General features: G+C 69.2%; 12 protein-coding genes. 9 read left to right on the top strand and 3 right to left on the bottom strand.

Going from position 1 to position 15,718, the window contains the following annotated elements:
* Positions 1-57 precede the first annotated feature (57 nt).
* The 6 genes from MKK52_RS15735 (at position 58) to MKK52_RS15710 (ending at position 7,851) form a co-directional block, all read left to right on the top strand.
* Entirely contained in the window at positions 58-1,518 is a 1,461-nt protein-coding gene (locus MKK52_RS15735) for a sensor histidine kinase (RefSeq protein ID WP_243955394.1), read from the top strand.
* Positions 1,503-2,882, top strand: a complete 1,380-nt coding sequence (locus tag MKK52_RS15730) for a sigma-54-dependent transcriptional regulator (RefSeq protein ID WP_243955392.1) — start codon at positions 1,503-1,505, stop codon at positions 2,880-2,882. The genes MKK52_RS15735 and MKK52_RS15730 overlap by 16 nt, the downstream gene beginning before the upstream one ends.
* A gap of 134 nt (positions 2,883-3,016) precedes the next feature.
* Positions 3,017-4,327: an MFS transporter gene (locus MKK52_RS15725; RefSeq protein WP_243955390.1), complete on the top strand. Its 1,311-nt coding sequence runs from the start codon at positions 3,017-3,019 to the stop codon at positions 4,325-4,327.
* 10 nt (positions 4,328-4,337) lie between these two features.
* Positions 4,338-5,597, top strand: coding sequence for a metallophosphoesterase family protein (locus MKK52_RS15720; RefSeq protein ID WP_243955387.1), 1,260 nt, complete (start codon positions 4,338-4,340; stop codon positions 5,595-5,597).
* 36 nt (positions 5,598-5,633) lie between these two features.
* Entirely contained in the window at positions 5,634-6,899 is a 1,266-nt protein-coding gene (locus MKK52_RS15715) for an arsenic transporter (protein WP_243955385.1), read from the top strand.
* A 28-nt stretch (positions 6,900-6,927) separates the two neighbouring features.
* Positions 6,928-7,851, top strand: coding sequence for a DMT family transporter (locus MKK52_RS15710; protein WP_243955383.1), 924 nt, complete (start codon positions 6,928-6,930; stop codon positions 7,849-7,851).
* Here MKK52_RS15710 and MKK52_RS15705 read toward each other — a convergent pair.
* The gene (locus MKK52_RS15705) at positions 7,848-8,057 is read right to left on the bottom strand and encodes a hypothetical protein (RefSeq protein WP_243955381.1); all 210 of its coding nucleotides are present in this window, start codon (positions 8,055-8,057) and stop codon (positions 7,848-7,850) included. The two genes, MKK52_RS15710 and MKK52_RS15705, sit on opposite strands and share 4 nt — an antisense overlap.
* A gap of 137 nt (positions 8,058-8,194) precedes the next feature.
* Between MKK52_RS15705 and MKK52_RS15700 the strand changes: the two genes are divergently transcribed.
* From MKK52_RS15700 to eda, 3 genes are all read left to right on the top strand, one after another.
* Positions 8,195-9,304, top strand: coding sequence for an asparaginase (locus tag MKK52_RS15700; protein ID WP_243955379.1), 1,110 nt, complete (start codon positions 8,195-8,197; stop codon positions 9,302-9,304).
* 114 nt (positions 9,305-9,418) lie between these two features.
* On the top strand, positions 9,419-11,242 hold the full coding sequence (edd, locus tag MKK52_RS15695; RefSeq protein WP_243955377.1) for a phosphogluconate dehydratase: 1,824 nt from the start codon (positions 9,419-9,421) through the stop codon (positions 11,240-11,242).
* 14 nt (positions 11,243-11,256) lie between these two features.
* Positions 11,257-11,886 (top strand): bifunctional 4-hydroxy-2-oxoglutarate aldolase/2-dehydro-3-deoxy-phosphogluconate aldolase, encoded by a 630-nt coding sequence (gene eda / locus MKK52_RS15690; RefSeq protein ID WP_243955375.1) that lies wholly within the window; start codon positions 11,257-11,259, stop codon positions 11,884-11,886.
* Between the two features lie 7 nt (positions 11,887-11,893).
* Here eda and MKK52_RS15685 read toward each other — a convergent pair whose 3' ends face one another.
* Together MKK52_RS15685 and MKK52_RS15680 are read right to left on the bottom strand one after the other, a co-directional pair.
* Positions 11,894-14,005: an ABC transporter ATP-binding protein/permease gene (locus MKK52_RS15685; protein WP_243955373.1), complete on the bottom strand. Its 2,112-nt coding sequence runs from the start codon at positions 14,003-14,005 to the stop codon at positions 11,894-11,896.
* 145 nt (positions 14,006-14,150) lie between these two features.
* Complete coding sequence (locus MKK52_RS15680; protein ID WP_243955371.1) at positions 14,151-15,653, bottom strand: NAD(P)/FAD-dependent oxidoreductase; 1,503 nt, start codon at positions 15,651-15,653, stop codon at positions 14,151-14,153.
* Between the last annotated feature and the right edge of the window lie 65 nt (positions 15,654-15,718).

The raw sequence follows: 15,718 nt of genomic DNA, 5'->3' as shown, positions 1-15,718 counted from the left end.
CACGATGTCGCTCCGGGGCGGATCCCGGAGCCCGACGGTGCCGCGCGGAGCCCGCCCTTGAGGACGAACAGCCTGCGGGCGCGCCTGTCCGCGCTCTGGATGATGCTGCTCGCCTCCGGCGCGGCCACGGGCCTGCTGCTCTACGGACTCTATGGCCAATCGACCGCCGTGCAGGTGGCCGAAGCCGAGGTGGCGGTGACGCGCGGATGCCGCGAGATCATCGACCGGGTGGCCGGGCGCAAGGGTCCGCTCCCGCCGGGCACCGCCCCCGAGCGCATCGTCGCCCTGGCTCTCGAAGCCCTGCCCGGCGTCGAGGGCGGCATCTGGACGGCCTCAGGCGGCTCGGTCGCCTACGCCTTCCCGACCTACGAGGGCACCGGCCCGAAGACCGACCTGCCCGAGGCCGAGCGCCCGGTCATCGCGGCGGTGACGACCGAGGCGCTGCAGGTGGAGCACGCCGTGACGCTCCGGCGACCGAACCGGACCCAGGTGCTCGTGCTCCAGGGCTGTCCGCTGCGCGCCTACGGCCCCGACGCCACCGCCTGGACGATGATCCGCGCCCATGTGGCCGAGGGACCGTCCTACACGCGGCTGCTCGTCGGCCTCGGGTTTCTGGCGGTGACGGTGGTCGGCGCCGCGATCTTCCTCGGGCGGTTCCTGATCGGCTTCTCCCGCCGGATCGCGCAATTGGAGGCCGCCCTCGCCTCGCCCCTCGCGGAGGCCGAGGAACTGCCGCACCTGCAGCGCACGGGGGAATCGGAACTCGACCGGCTGGTCGATGCCCTGAACGCCGCCGGGGGGCGGCTGCGCGCCGCCCGCGAGCGGGCCGTGTCCGCCGAACGCCTCGCGGCGGTGGGACGCCTCGCCGCCGACCTCGCCCACGAGATCCGCAACCCCATCGCCGCCATGCGGCTGAAGGCCGAGAACGCCCTGGCCAACGGCGAACCCGAACGGGCGGCGACCGCCCTGAAATCGGTGATCGGGCAGATCGCCCGCGTCGATGCCCTGTTACGCGACCTCCTGAACCTCACGCAGCCGCGCTCCATCGCCCGCAGCCCGGTGCCGGTCGGCCCGCTGCTGATGGAGTGCGCGCAGGACCATCGGGATTTGGCCGAGGCGCGCGATGTCCGCATCGCCGTCGAGGCGGACAGCCTGCCGCCGGGGGACGATCCGCATCTCGACCGGGCGCAGATCGTGCGCGCGGTGGAAAACCTGATCCTCAACGCGATCCAGCACAGCCCCGACGGCGGCATCGTCCGCGTGGAGGCCCGGCGTGTCGTCCGGGACGGCAACGTGCTTCTCAGCATCGCCGTTTCGGACTCCGGCGCGGGGGTCGATCCGGACCTGCGCGTGGCGATCTTCGAGCCCTTCGCCACCGCGCGCCCCGGCGGCACCGGCCTCGGCCTCGCCATCGTCCGCGAGATCGCGCGGGCGCATCGGGGCGACGTGACCCTGGCGCCATCCCCGGCGGGCGAAGGCGCCACCTTCCTCATGGAGCTGCCATGGCGACCGTCCTGATCGTGGATGACGACGCCGCCCTGCGCGAGGGTCTGGCCGAGACGGTGGGCGATCTCGGCCATCGTCCGGTCGTCGCGGCGAGCGGCAGCGAAGCCCTGGCATGTCTCGCGGCGGGGGGCGTGAACGCCGTGCTCCTCGACCTGCGGATGCCGGGCGACCTCGACGGCATGGCGACGCTCGCCCGCATCCGCACGCAGGCCGAGCCGCCGCCGGTCCTCGTGCTCACGGCCTATGCGAGTCCGGCCAACACCATCGAGGCGATGCGGCTCGGGGCCCACGATCATCTCACGAAGCCTGTCGGCCGGGCCGACCTCGCCGCCGCCCTCGACGGGATGCTCCAGCGCGCGCGGCCCGATCCGGTGCAGGGGGGCAAGCGCCCAGCGGGCGGGCTCGTCGGGTCGAGCGAGGCGATGCGCCGGGTGCAGAAGACCATCGGTCTCGTCGCCGACAACCCGGCGACGGTGCTGATCGGCGGCGAGACCGGCACCGGCAAGGAGGAGGTCGCCCGCGCCATCCATGCCTATTCCGCCCGGCGCGAGAGGCCGTTCGTACCGGTGGATTGCGCCGCGATCCGGCCCGACCTGCTGGAGATCGAGCTGTTCGGCCATGCGCGCGGCGGCTTCCCCGGCGCCACGGCCGACCGGAGCGGCGCCTTCGCCCAGGCGGCCGGGGGTACGCTGTTCCTCGATGAGGTTGGCGACATGGCCCCCGCCATGCAGGCCAAGATCCTGCGGGTGATCCAGGACCGCACGGTCACGCCCCTTGGCGGGCGGCCGCTGCGGATCGATGTCCGCCTCGTGGCGGCGACCCACCGCGACCTCCCGGCCCTCGTGGCGGAGGGCCGCTTCCGCGCCGACCTCTATTACCGGTTGGCGGTCGTCCCCATCGCCCTGCCACCCCTGCGCGACCGCCTCGCCGACATCGTGCCGCTCGCCGAATATTTCCTTGCCGCCTTCGGCAAGCGCCTCAGCGCCGGGGCGGCGGCGCGGCTGCTGGCCTATCCCTGGCCCGGCAACGTCCGCGAATTGCGCAACGTGGTGGAGCGCGCCGCCGTTCTGGTGCGCGGCGGGATGATCGCCGCCGACGAGATCGACCTGCCGGGCAGCGCACCCGCCGCACCGGATACGGCGGAGGACGAGGCCGGCGACCTGCCGGGCGCCGTCGCGCGGCTCGAACGCCGGATGATCGCGCGGGCGCTCGAAGACGAAGGCGGCAACCGCACCCGCGCCGCCAAGCGCCTCGGCATCCAGCGGCAACTGCTCTACGCGAAGATCGAACGTTACGGCCTCGCCGTAGATGACCCGGCACTGTCGCAAAACACGACAGAGGACGTCGCTAAATCAGACAGCGAAGACTCACCGTAATGGGGCGAAAGCTGCCGGTTCCGGCCGTTCTGCTCAACTAATCGTCATCGGAGACTGCCAACCGGAACTGCATCTGCCGTGGCGCGTCATGGTGGCGCTCGGTCCGCGGGGGCGGACGATCGAGGATTCTATCCATGGCCGGGGCAGCTTTGCCGAACGAGATGAGGGGCGGGAGCACGAAGGCTCCCTCGGCGAAGGCCCTGCGCGGCCTCGACGCCCTCAACTTCTTCCTCGCGGACGTGCGAGACGGCCTTGGCCCCTATCTGGCGATCTACCTGATCGCCGTGCGCGGCCCGGACCAGGGGTGGAACGAGGCGACGACCGGCCTCGTGATGACCATCGCGGGCATCATCGGCCTCGTGATGCAGACGCCCGCCGGGGCCTTCATCGACAAAACCAACCACAAGCGGGCGGTGGTGATCGCCGCCGCCATCGCGGTGACGGCGAGCTGCCTCGTCCTGCCCTTCGTCTCGAACTTCTACGTCGTCACCGCCACGCAATCCCTCGCCCATGTCGCGGGCGTGATCTTCGCGCCGGCCCTCGCCGCGATCACGCTCGGCCTCGTCGGGCCCAAGATGTTCTCGAAGCGGATCGGCCGGAACGAGGGCTTCAACCATGCCGGCAACGCCGTCTCGGCGGCGGCGGCGGGCGGCCTCGCCTACTTCTTCGGCCCGGTGGTGGTGTTCTGGCTGATGGGCCTCCTGGCGGCCCTCTCCATCGGCGCGATGCTGCTGGTGCCAGCCAAGGAGATCGATGACGACCTCGCGCGGGGCATGACCACCGCCGAGACCAAGGACGACGAGGAGCCGTCGAGCCTGAAGACCCTGCTCAAGAGCAAGGGGCTGCTGCTCTTCGCGGTGCTCTGCGCGATCTTCCACCTCGCCAACGCGGCGATGCTGACCTCGGTCGGCCAGTTGCTCACCCATATCTCCGGCAAGGACCATGCGACCTCGCTCATCGCGATCTGCATCGTGGCCGCTCAATGCGTGATGGTGCCGACCGCGATGTTCGTCGGCGCCAAGGCCGACGCCATCGGCCGCAAGCCGATCTTTCTCGTCGCCTTCGGCATCCTGGCGATCCGGGGGGTGCTCTACACCTTCTCGGACAGTCCGTTCTGGCTGGTGGGTGTGCAGCTCCTCGACGGCATCGGCGCGGGCATCTACGGCGCGCTGTTCCCCATCGTCGTGGCCGACCTGACGCGCGGCAACGGACGCTTCAACGCCGCGCAGGGCGCGGTCGCCACAGCGCAGGGCGTCGGCGCCTCGCTCAGCGCCACGCTGGCCGGCGTCATCATCGTCTCGGCCGGGTATTCGGCGGCGTTCCTGTCGCTTGCGGCCATCGCGGGTGTCGGCTTCGCCCTGTACCTCATGCTGATGCCGGAGACGCGGGACGATCTGCCGGCGACCGGCAGCGACACCCTGCCCCGCGCCGCCGCGACCGCCTGAGCAGGCCGACATGACCACGCTTCCCTCGCACGGGTCGTCCCGGCCCTTCGTCTTCCTGCATGTCGGCGACCAGCACCTCACGGTGCGGGACGCGCCCCACCACCGGGATCTTATCGCGATCCTCGACCAGATCGCCTCGTTCGGCCGGGACGCCTTTGACTTCGTCTACCTGCCGGGCGACATCGCCGAGAACGGCGCCGCCGGGGAATACACGCTGATCGAGCAGGCGCTGCGGGGCCAGCCTTCCCTGCCGATCCTGCTCATTCCCGGCGACCACGACCGGCAATACGGCGCGATGGAGGACTTCGCCCGCTTCCACGAAGCCGTAATGGCCGGGCGCCATCCGAGCGTGGCGAACGACCTCCTACAGCCCCCGGCGGGACCGGGGGTCGATCCGCAGCGCGCGTCGATCCGGCAGTATTACTACGCCGCCGATTACGGCGATGTGCGCTGCCTGTTCGTGGACATGATCAGCGCCGGGTTCGGCCAGAAGGGCAAGGGCCTCGATTTCCGCATCGGCCCCACGCAGATGGATTGGCTCAGCGAGGAGGTCGTGCGCGCCCGCAGCGAGGGAAAGACCTGCGCGGTCTTTATGCACGCCTATCCCGACGATCTGGAGAAGAAGGAAGCGGCGGAGGTCGCCGGCCTCTTCTGGAGCCAGGGCGTGCGCCTCGTGGAGATGGGCCACACCCACTACAACGAGCTGGCCCATGACGGGCGCACGACCTACGCCGCCGCCCGCTCCGTCGGCCAGAACGAGGACGGCTCCGTCGGCTACGCGGTCGGCGCCATCGATGCGGGCGAGGTGAGCTGGCGCTTCCGCCCCCTCGACAGGGTCGGCCCGTTCGTCCTCATCACCAGCCCCGCCGACCGGCGCCTCGCCACGCACGGCCTGCGCGGCGACGAGGCGGGCCGCATCACCGTGCGGGCGGTGGTGCTGTCCGACGAGGCGCCCTCGCTCTGCCGCTGCCGCGTCGATGACGGGGCGTGGCAGAGGATGGAGCGCATCGCGGACGGACCGGCCTACATGGCCTCAGTCGCATGGACCTACGGCGCCCGTCGCCTGACGGTCGAGGCGATCGATCCCCGCTGGCCGGGATACGGGCCGGACTACATCGACCGCGACGTGATCGAACCGGCAAGCAGCGTCTTCGTCGGCCCGATGCGCCCCGACCGGCCCGGCAGCGATGCGTGCAGCCTCGGCGCCTGGCTCGAGAAGGGTGTACGGGGCGACCAGCTCGGCCCGAACCGGGCCGGCCGCGAGTGGTGATTTCCTTTTCCTTCTGACTGAAAGACCAACACCGCGATGGGTGCCCTGACGCTGACACCGAACCTCGCGACCTGGGGCATCGCCGCCCTGGCGACGCTGGGCGTGATCCTGCGCCCCTTCTCCTGGCCCGAGGCGATCTGGGCGGTGCTCGGCGCCGTGCTGCTCGTGGTGCTCGGCCTGCTGCCCTGGCAGGTCGCCATCGACGGCATCGCCAAGGGGACGGACGTCTACCTCTTCCTCATCGGCATGATGCTGCTCGCCGAGATCGCCCGGAAGGAGGGTCTGTTCGACTGGCTCGCGAGCCACGCGGTGCGCGCCGCCAAGGGCTCGGCCACCCGGCTGTTCCTGCTGGTCTACATCGTCGGCACGGTGGTGACGGTGTTCCTCTCCAACGACGCCTGCGCCGTGGTGCTGACGCCCGCCGTCTACGCCGCGACCAAGACGGCGAAGGTGAAGGACCCCCTGCCCTATCTGTTCATCTGCGCCTTCATCGCCAACGCGGCGAGCTTCGTGCTGCCGATCTCGAACCCGGCCAACCTCGTCGTGTTCGCGCAGAACATGCCCCCGCTCGGGACGTGGCTGCGCCTGTTCGCCCTGCCCTCCCTGCTCGCCATCGTGACGACCTACCTCGTCCTGCGCGTTACCCAGAATTCGTCCCTCAAGCAGGACATTGAGGCCGACGTCGAGACGAAACCGCTGGAGACCGGCGGCAAGGTCGCCGGCCTCGGCATCGTCCTCACCGGCGCCGCGCTCATCGGCGCCTCGGCGGCCGGCATCGAACTCGGTCTTCCGACCTTCATCGCCGGCCTCGCCACCGCCATCGTCGTGCTCGCGATCAAGCGCGGCGGCGTCGTGGAGGTCGCCAAGGACGTGTCGTGGAGCGTGCTGCCGCTGGTGGCGGGACTGTTCGTGCTGGTGGAGGCCCTGGAGAAGACCGGCGTCCTCAAGATGCTGGCCGACACCCTGAAATCCTACGCCTCCGCCGATCCGACGGCGACGGCCTGGGCGGGGGGCGCGGCCGTGGCCTTCGGTTCGAACCTCGTGAACAACCTGCCCGCCGGCCTGCTCGCGGGCGCGGCGGTGCAGACGGCGCAAGTTTCCCAGAAGGTGGCGGGCGCCATCCTCATCGGCGTCGATGTCGGCCCGAACCTCTCTGTCACCGGGTCGCTGGCCACGATCCTCTGGCTCACGGCGATCCGCCGCGAGGGCCAGGACGTGTCCGCCGGCCGCTTCCTCAAGCTCGGGGTGCTGGTGATGCCGCCGGCCCTCATCCTGGCGCTGGCCGCGCTTCTCTACCTCTGACCCTGTCGAAGACCGGAGACCACGCGGCGTGACTGCGACCCTTCTCTATCCCTTCATCATCATCGCTGGGTGCCTTCAGGCCCTCGGCAACTCCATGAACGCGCAGCTGCGCGGCAAGGTGGTCAATCCGTGGCTCGCCGCCACGGTGTCCTTCCTGCCGATCGTCTTCGTCTTCGCGACGCTGTTCTTTACGATGCCGACGCCGATGCCGAGCCTGGACACCCTGTCCAAGATGCCGTGGTACGCGCCGCTCGGCGGCGTCGCCGGGGCGGTGGCGGTGTTCGGCGGCCTCGCCTTCATCGACAAGGTCGGCGCCGGGCCGTTCAACGGCCTGACGCTCACCGCCAACATCATCACCTCGCTCGCGATGGATGCGTTCGGCCTGTTCGGGCTGCAGGCTGCCGGCTTCAAGCCGCTGCCCTGGCTCGGCGGTCTGCTCATGGCCGTCGGCGTCGTCTTCATCGCCCGCTCGGGCGGCAAGAAGGACGGGAACGAGCACACCAGCACCGCCGGCAAGCTGCTCTACCCGTTCATCATCGTGGCCGGCATGCTCATGGCCGTCGGCGTGGTGTGGAACGCGCAGCTACGCGGCGCCATCGTGAACCCCTGGCTCGCCGCCACGGTATCGTTCATTCCGGTGGTGTTCGTCTTCGCCTTCATCTTCCTGCTGCGCCCGACCCCGCTGCCGAAGCGCGAGGATCTCGCGGGCGTGCGCTGGTACATGCCGCTCGCCGGCATCACCGGGGCGGTGGCCGTGTTCGCCGGCCTGCTTTTCGTGGACAAAGTCGGTGCCGGCGCGTTCAACGGCCTGCTCATCACCGCCAACCTGCTCACCTCCGTCGCCCTCGACCATTTCGGCTGGCTCGGGATGAAGCAGGTGAAGGCCGGCCCGGCGCGCCTCGTCGGCGCCGCCGTGATGGTGGCCGGCATCGTCCTGATCTCGGTGTTCTAGGCCGACAGCGGAACCGCCGCCTCCTCGGCCGCGATCACCGGCTCGGGGGGCGCCTTGCGCGAGAAGTAGTAGAGGTCCACCGCCCGCCAGAAGGCGCCGCGCTCGGCGTCGCTCCGGTGGGCGAGGGCCGCTTCCAGATGCGCCATCGCCTCGCGGGCGATCTCGCTGCCCTGAAGCTCGGCCATCAGATCGGAAAGATCAGGCATGGCAACCTCCATTCTCTGTCCGAGAAAGAATAACGCCTAAGCTTGAATAGCGATCCAAAACCGGCCCGGCGGCTTGCCAGGGTCGAGGCTACGGCTACGATCACCGCACTGCGAAAGCTCGTCGCGGGAGATTCTACATGCAGCTTCGTCGTCGCTTCCTCCTGTCGGCGGCCCTGCCGCTGGCCCTGGCCTTCGGCCTCCCGGCCGCACCGCTCGGGGCGAAGGAGATGCCGGAATCTCAGGCAACGACCGAAGCGCGCAAGCCCAACGTGGTCATCATCGCCACGGGCGGCACCATCGCCGGAGCGGGCGCCGACGCCACCAACAGCGCAAGCTACGTGGCGGCCAAGGTACCGGTGGACAAGCTGATCGCCGCCGTGCCGCAGATCTCCACCGTCGCCAACGTGCGCGGCGAGCAGGCCTTCCAGATCGGCTCCGAGAGCTTCACCGACGAGAAGCTGATCCAGCTCGCCAAGCGCGTCTCGACGCTGCTGAAGCAGGACGACGTGGACGGCGTGGTCATCACCCACGGCACCGACACGCTGGAGGAGACCGCGTTCTTCCTCGACCTCGTGGTGAAGAGCGACAAGCCCATCGTCGTGGTCGGCTCGATGCGCCCCTCCACCTCCCTCTCGGCGGACGGCGCCCTGAACCTCCTCGACGCGGTGACGGTGGCCGGCAGCAAGGAAGCGATCGGCAAGGGCGTCACGGTGACGATGGGCGACTACATCCAGAGCGGTCGTGACGTAACCAAGCGGACGAACGTGGTCCCGAACGCGTTCTTCAGCCAGTGGGGCCCGCTGGGCATGGTGGTCGAGGGCAAGACCTACTTCTACCGGACGCTGGCCAAGCGCCACAACACGAGCTCCGAGTTCGACATCGACCAGATCGACAGCCTGCCGCTGGTGGGCATCGTCTACGGTTCCGGCAACATGATCCCGGCCGTCTACGACACCGAGGTCCAGGCGGGGGCCAAGGCGATCATCCATGCGGGCACCGGCAACGGCTCGGTGGCCGACTACCTCGTGGACAAGCTTAAGGACATCAGTGCCAAGGGCACGATCATAATCCGCTCGGCGCGGGTGCCGGACGGGTTCGTGGTGCGCAACGCCGAGCAGCCCGACGACAAGTACGGTTGGGTCGTCTCCCACGATCTCAACCCGCAGAAAGCCAAGCTTCTCGCCGCCGTGGCGCTCACCAAGACGAGCGATACGAAGGAACTTCAGCGCATCTTCTGGGAATACTGACCCCTACCGCCCCCGCCCGGCATGCGCGTCACGCGGGGCGGGTGGCGATGCGGTCGTGATCCCCTGGCAATTTTTGGAGTAAAGTCTCACCTGCATGCCGCAGGAGAAACACCCATGAGCGACCTTCATCCGGAAGTCGCGGCCGTCACCGCGCGCATCGTCGAGCGCTCGCGGGACAGCCGCCGCGCCTATCTCGACTTGATCGAGCGGGAGCGCGAATCCGGTATCCACCGGCCGACGCTCGCCTGCGGAAACCTCGCCCACGGCTTCGCGGCGTCGGGGGAGGACAAGGCGGCGATCCGGGCCGGGCGGTCGATGAACATCGGCATCGTCACCGCCTACAACGACATGCTCTCGGCCCATCAGCCGTACGGACGCTACCCGGACCAGATCAAGGTCTTCGCCCGCGAGCGCGGGGCCACGGCGCAGGTGGCGGGCGGGACGCCAGCCATGTGCGACGGCGTCACCCAAGGGCAGCGCGGCATGGAATTGTCGCTGTTCTCGCGGGACACCATCGCTCTCTCGGCGGCGGTGGCGCTCAGCCACGGCATGTTCGACGGCGCGGCGCTGCTCGGCATCTGCGACAAGATCGTGCCCGGCCTGCTGATCGGCGCGCTGCGCTTCGGCCACCTGCCGACGATCCTGATCCCGGCCGGGCCGATGCCCTCGGGCCTCGCCAACAAGGAGAAGGTGCGGATCCGCCAGCTCTACGCCGAGGGCAAGGTCGGCCGCGAGGAACTGCTCGAATCCGAATCCGCCTCCTATCACGGGGCCGGCACCTGCACGTTCTACGGCACGGCCAACTCCAACCAGATGATGATGGACATGATGGGCCTGCACATGCCGGGCGCCTCGTTCATCAACCCCGGCACGAAGCTGCGGCAGGCCGTGACCCGTGCGGCGATCCACCGGCTCACCGAGATTGGCGCGAACGGCAACGATTACCGGCCGCTCGGCAAGTGCGTGGACGAAAAGGCCATCGTGAACGCCACCGTGGGGCTGCTCGCCACGGGCGGCTCGACCAACCACGCGATCCACCTGCCGGCCATCGCCCGCGCGGCGGGCATCGTCATCGACTGGGAGGACATCGACCGCCTCTCGGCGGTGGTGCCGCTGATCTGCCGCGTCTATCCGAACGGCGCGGGCGACGTAAACCACTTCCACGCGGCGGGCGGGATCAGCTTCGTGATGTCCGCCCTGCTCGATGCCGGGATGCTGCACGACGACATCCTCACCGTCTCCGGCGCGCGCCTGCGCGACCATGCCCGAGATCCGAAGCTGTCGGGCGAGGAATTGGTGTTCGAGGACGCCGTACCGGAGAGCCTGGACGACACGATGATCCGGCGACCGGATTGTCCGTTCCAGCCGGACGGCGGAATGCGCCTGGTGAAGGGCAATCTCGGCCGCGCGACCTTCAAGACCAGCGCCGTCGATGAGAAGCGCCACGTCATCGAGGCTCCGGCGCGGGTGTTCGACGATCAGGACGAGGTGCTGAAGGCGTTCAAGGCCGGCGAGTTGGAGCGGGACGTGGTGGTGGTCGTGCGCTTCCAGGGTCCGCGCGCCAACGGGATGCCGGAACTGCACAAGCTCACCCCGCCGCTCGGCGTGTTGCAGGATCGCGGCTTCAAGGTCGCGCTGGTGACGGACGGGCGCATGTCCGGTGCGTCGGGCAAGGTGCCCGCCGCGATCCACCTGACCCCCGAAGCCCTGGCCGGCGGGGCCATCGCCCGCCTGCGCGACGGCGACATGGTGCGCCTCTCGGCTCCCGAGGGCCGCTTGGAGGTGCTGGTGGACGAGGCCGACCTCGCAGCCCGCGACCTCGCCCCGACGCCGAAGCCGCAGGCCGGCACGGGCCGGGAGTTGTTCGCCTTCATGCGCATCGGCGCGGACGGGGCCGAGCAGGGCGCCTCGGCCATGCTCGCCGCCGCCGGCCTCTGAGAGGGATTCGCACCATGAACGACCTCGCCAGCATCGACACGCTGATGCGCTCCGTGCCGGTCATCCCGGTTCTGGTGATCGATGACGTCGCCCACGCCCGTCCCATCGCCGAGGCGCTGGTGAAGGGCGGGCTCACCGCCCTCGAAGTCACCCTGCGCACCCCTGCCGCCCTCGACGTGATCCGCGAGATGGCGACGGTGGAGGGCGCGGTGGTCGGCGCGGGAACGGTGCTGAACCCGCGCGATCTCGACGCCGCCATGAAGGCAGGCGCCGAGTTCATCGTCTCGCCAGGGCTCACGGCGCCGCTGACGGAGGCCGCCAAGGCGAACGGCGTGCCCTACCTGCCGGGGGTCGCCACTGCGGCCGACATCATGCGCGGGCTCGACCAGGGGCTCGACCGGTTCAAGTTCTTCCCGGCCGAGGCGGCGGGCGGCATCAAGGCGCTGAAGGCGCAATCGGCCGTGTTCGGGCAGGTGCGCTTCTGCCCCACCGGCGGCATCACCGAGGCCACCGCCCCGGACTGGCTCGCCCTCCCGTCCGTGCTCTGCGTCGGCGGGAGTTGGGTGGTGAAGCCCGGCGCGCCGGATCCCGCCACCATCGAGGCGGCGGCGCGGGCGGCCTCCGGCTTGCGGAAGGCCGCCTGAGGGCGGATTACTCCGCCGGCATCGCCTGCATGGACTCGCGGGGCACGAAATGCGTGCCCTCCTTTTCCAGCACCACCTTGCGGTCGTGTAGGGCTTCCAGCGTCGAGCGGTGTCCGATGGAGACGATAGTCGTCTCCGGCAGCCGCTCGCGCAGCATTTGGTAGATCTTCGCCTCCGAGGGCTCGTCCAGCGAGGCGGTCGATTCGTCGAGGAACAGCCACGCCGGCTTGGCGAGCAGCGCCCGGGCGATGGCGAGCCGCTGCTGCTCGCCGCCGGAGAGCCGCCGCTCCCACACGTCGTCCTCATCGAGCTTGTCGATCAGGCCCGGCAATTGCGCATCGGTGAGCGCCTGCCGGATCTCGCCATCCGAAAACCGCGACCGTTCGTTCGGATAGACCACCGCGTCGCGGAGCGTTCCCAGCGGGATGTAGGGCCGCTGCGGCAGGAGCAGGGCCGAATGCCCGGCGGGCACGTCGATGCGGCCCCGGCCGAACGGCCAGATGCCGGCGATGGCGCGGAACAGCGTCGACTTGCCCGAGCCCGAGGGGCCGGTGACGAGGGTCGCCACACCTTTCGGCAGCGAGAGCGTGTCGGCGGCGACAATCTCGCGCCCATCCGGCAGGGCGAGTGCGAGACCCGTGGCGGTGACGCCGCCGGAGGTGGCGTTGCCCTGCATGAGCCCGCCGCCTGTCATCGCCATGGCCTCGGCCTTGGTCATCGCCCGGCGGAAGGAGCCGAGACGGATCGTGTTGGCCTTGTAGGCCGCCAGCGTGGTGTAGGCGTCCACGAAGAAGGACAGCGAGGTCTGCACCTGGCCGAAGGCGTTGCCGGTCTGCTGGAGGGCTCCCAGCGTGATCTTCTTGGCGAAGAAGGACGGCGCCGCGATCAGGTAGGGGAAGATGACGCTCGCCTGCCGGTAGCTGAAGGTGAAGGCGATCAACTTGATCCGGCGGAAGATGATGCCGGTGTAGTTGGCCACCACCATGTGGAACAGCGAGGAGAGGCGGCTGGCCTCGGCCTTCTCACCGCGCAGCAGGGCGATCTGCTCCGAGTAGATGCGGTTGCGGGCCAGCGAGAAGCGAAAGTCGGCCTCGACCCGCTCCTGGCGGAAGTTCAGCCCGATGAGCGGGCGGCCGATGAGGTGCGTCAGCCACGTGCCGACCACGGCGTAGGCGATGACGAGCCACACGAGGAAGCCCGGCACGACCGTATCGGTGAAGGGCAGCACGAAGTCCTTCGAGATCGTCCAGAGGATGACGATGAAGGACACGAGCTGCGCCGCCTGGCTCAGCAGGCGGATCGACAGGCTCGCCGTCTGCCGGATGAAGGCATCGACGTCCGACTGGATGCGCTGGTCGGGGTTGTCCGCTTCCTCATCGGTGAAGGGGATGCGGTAATGGGTGCCCTCCCCCAGCCAACGGCCGGTGAGGCTATGCGTCAGCCATGTCCGCCAGCGGATCAGCAGGGAGGAATCCACGAACAGGTCGAACATCCCGATGGCGATGTTCAGCGCCGCCAGCGGCACGAAGATCCACAGCAGCTGATGCCAGAAGGCGTCTGCGTTGTACTCCTGCAGGGAGTTGTACATGTCGCGGTAGAAGAAGTTGAACCGCAGGGTCAGCGCGACGTCGGCGAAGTTCACGAAGATCGACAGGGCGACGAGGTTGCGCCCGATGCGCCCCTCGGTGCTGCCGAACCAGCTGAACAGGCGGATTTCCTTGGTCGGCGTGTCGCGGTTCGCGAAATACGGATCGGCGATCATCGTGATGGCGCGGATCGGCTCAAGGTACGAGATACCGAGCACGATGCCGGCGAAGACCACGGCGCCGGTCGCCGCGAAGGCCGGCGGCAGCAGGGCGGCGAGGAAGGGGGGCAGCACCCCCGCCTCGGCCAGCGCCCGCGATCCCGCGAGCAGCAGATAGCCGACGCCGTAGACCGAGACGAAGACCTTGAGATAGGCCGAGATGGTGTTCGACGCGACGAGGATCGCGGCCATCGCGAAGCCCGCCAACGAGACGTAGAGCGGGGGGCTGGGAACGCCGGGGAACGCCAGCAGGACCAGCGCACACAGCGCGGTCACCACGGCCTGGATACCGAGTCCGGTCCTGATCGCCGCCACACCCATCTCCCTTCACGTCCCCCCGGCCGCGGACGGACGGGACCCGCGGACATGGCCGCGGGACGTGGCGAGATAGCGGCAGGGGAGGAACCTGTCGCGTGAAACTTCGGACAGGTTCGGTTTCGGCGGTTATGTCGCTGGCGCGTCAGGCCACCTTGCGCGGCACCAGACGCTCGCTGCCGAGGGCGTCCTGCGCCCCGGAAATCCCCGCTTCCGTGTATTCGGCGTCCTCGTTGACCCGCCAGACATCGTGCAGGCGGGTGCCGGCGCGGATGTTCTCCACGGTCAGCATCGCCGTCATCATGGCGTGGTCCTGGTTGTTGTACTTGTGCATGCCGTTGCGGCCGACGAGGTGCAGGGTCGGGTAATCCCGCTGCAATTCCCGGCGCACGGTGGCGACGTGGGCTGAATAATCCTCGTCGTAGACCGGGTAGGCCTTGGGCTGGCGCACCACGCAGGCATCGACCACGTCGGCCGGGTCGATCAGGCCGATGCGGCCGATCTCGGCCTTGGCCAGCGCGACGAGATCCTCGTCCGAGGAGGTCCAGAGCCCGTCGCCCTCGAAGCAGAAATATTCGAGGCCGAGGCAGGTATGGGCCTCGTCCGGGATCATCTCCGGCGACCACGAGCGGAAGTTCTGCACGCGGCCGACCTTTACGGACGGGTCGTGGATGTAGATCCAGTTGTCGGGGAAGTTCCTGTCGGACTTGGCGATGAGCGCCACCGTGAGGAAGTCGCGATAGGCGAGCGCCCTGGCGTTGAACGTGCTCAGCGGGCGCGGGCGAATGGCGTTCACGAGGTCGCGGACCGGCGCCGACGAGATGACGTGCTTGGCGGTGAAGGTCTCGCGGCTGCCGTCGCCGCGCTTGGCGGACACGGTCCACAGGCCGGTTCCCATGTCGAAGGACAGTGAATCGACCCGGCGGTCGAGGAGCACCTTGCCGCCCTGCGCCCGAGTCTTGGCGGCGGCGGCCTCCCACATCATGCCGGGCCCCCGGCGGGGATAGCGGAACGATTCGATCAGCGTCTTGATGACGGGGCCGCCGGCTTTTTGGCGCTTGCGCAGGCCGAGGGAGCGCTTCACCCCGTCGAGGATCGCCGCGCCGAGATCGAGCCCCTTGATGCGCTGCGCCGCCCAATCGGCCGAGATCGCATCGCATGACATGCCCCACACCTTCTCGGTGTAGGTCTTGAAGAAGATCGAGAACAGGCGCTCGCCGAACTGGTTGCGGACCCATTCGTGGAAGTTCTTCGGCTCCTGCACCGGCCGCGCGCGGGCGTAGAGGTAGGAGGCGACGCAGGCTGCGCTCGTTGCGAGGCCGAGATTCTTCAGCGCCTCGAAGGCCTTCAGCGGGTAAGCGTAGTACTTGCCGTTGTAATAGATCCGCGACAGGCGCGGGCGCTCGATGAAATCGTTGGGGAGGATCTCGTCCCACAAATCCACCACCGCTTTCGACTTAGAGAAGAAGCGGTGGCCGCCGATGTCGAACAGGTAGCCGTTATGCGAGACGGTGCGCGAGATGCCGCCGACCTGCGCGGGGTCGCTTTCCAGCACCGTCACCGCGTGGCCGTGCTTCGACAGCAGATAGGAGGCCGTCAGACCCGCCGGCCCCGCGCCGATCACCAGCGTCTCGGTGTGATGACTCATCAGTCGCTCCGGCCCGGATCGATACATGTCAGCGCGCGTCCGCCCGATTAATGTCGGGGGACGGT

Source organism: Methylobacterium sp. J-067, from assembly GCF_022829465.1.
GTDB classification, from domain to species: domain Bacteria; phylum Pseudomonadota; class Alphaproteobacteria; order Rhizobiales; family Beijerinckiaceae; genus Methylobacterium; species Methylobacterium litchii.
The sequence above is the reverse complement of the archived record's forward strand: the minus strand, read 5'-3'. Positions and strand labels throughout refer to the sequence as shown.

Excerpts from the sequence above, each read along its gene's own strand:
- MKK52_RS15715 (WP_243955385.1), top strand. The coding sequence starts at position 5,634 with ATGGGTGCCCTGACGCTGACACCGAACCTCGCGACCTGGGGCATCGCC.
- MKK52_RS15720 (WP_243955387.1), top strand. The coding sequence starts at position 4,338 with ATGACCACGCTTCCCTCGCACGGGTCGTCCCGGCCCTTCGTCTTCCTG.
- edd (WP_243955377.1), top strand. The coding sequence starts at position 9,419 with ATGAGCGACCTTCATCCGGAAGTCGCGGCCGTCACCGCGCGCATCGTC.
- eda (WP_243955375.1), top strand. The coding sequence starts at position 11,257 with ATGAACGACCTCGCCAGCATCGACACGCTGATGCGCTCCGTGCCGGTC.
- MKK52_RS15680 (WP_243955371.1), bottom strand. The coding sequence starts at position 15,653 with ATGAGTCATCACACCGAGACGCTGGTGATCGGCGCGGGGCCGGCGGGT.
- MKK52_RS15700 (WP_243955379.1), top strand. The coding sequence starts at position 8,195 with ATGCAGCTTCGTCGTCGCTTCCTCCTGTCGGCGGCCCTGCCGCTGGCC.
- MKK52_RS15725 (WP_243955390.1), top strand. The coding sequence starts at position 3,017 with ATGGCCGGGGCAGCTTTGCCGAACGAGATGAGGGGCGGGAGCACGAAG.
- MKK52_RS15730 (WP_243955392.1), top strand. The coding sequence starts at position 1,503 with ATGGCGACCGTCCTGATCGTGGATGACGACGCCGCCCTGCGCGAGGGT.
- MKK52_RS15705 (WP_243955381.1), bottom strand. The coding sequence starts at position 8,057 with ATGCCTGATCTTTCCGATCTGATGGCCGAGCTTCAGGGCAGCGAGATC.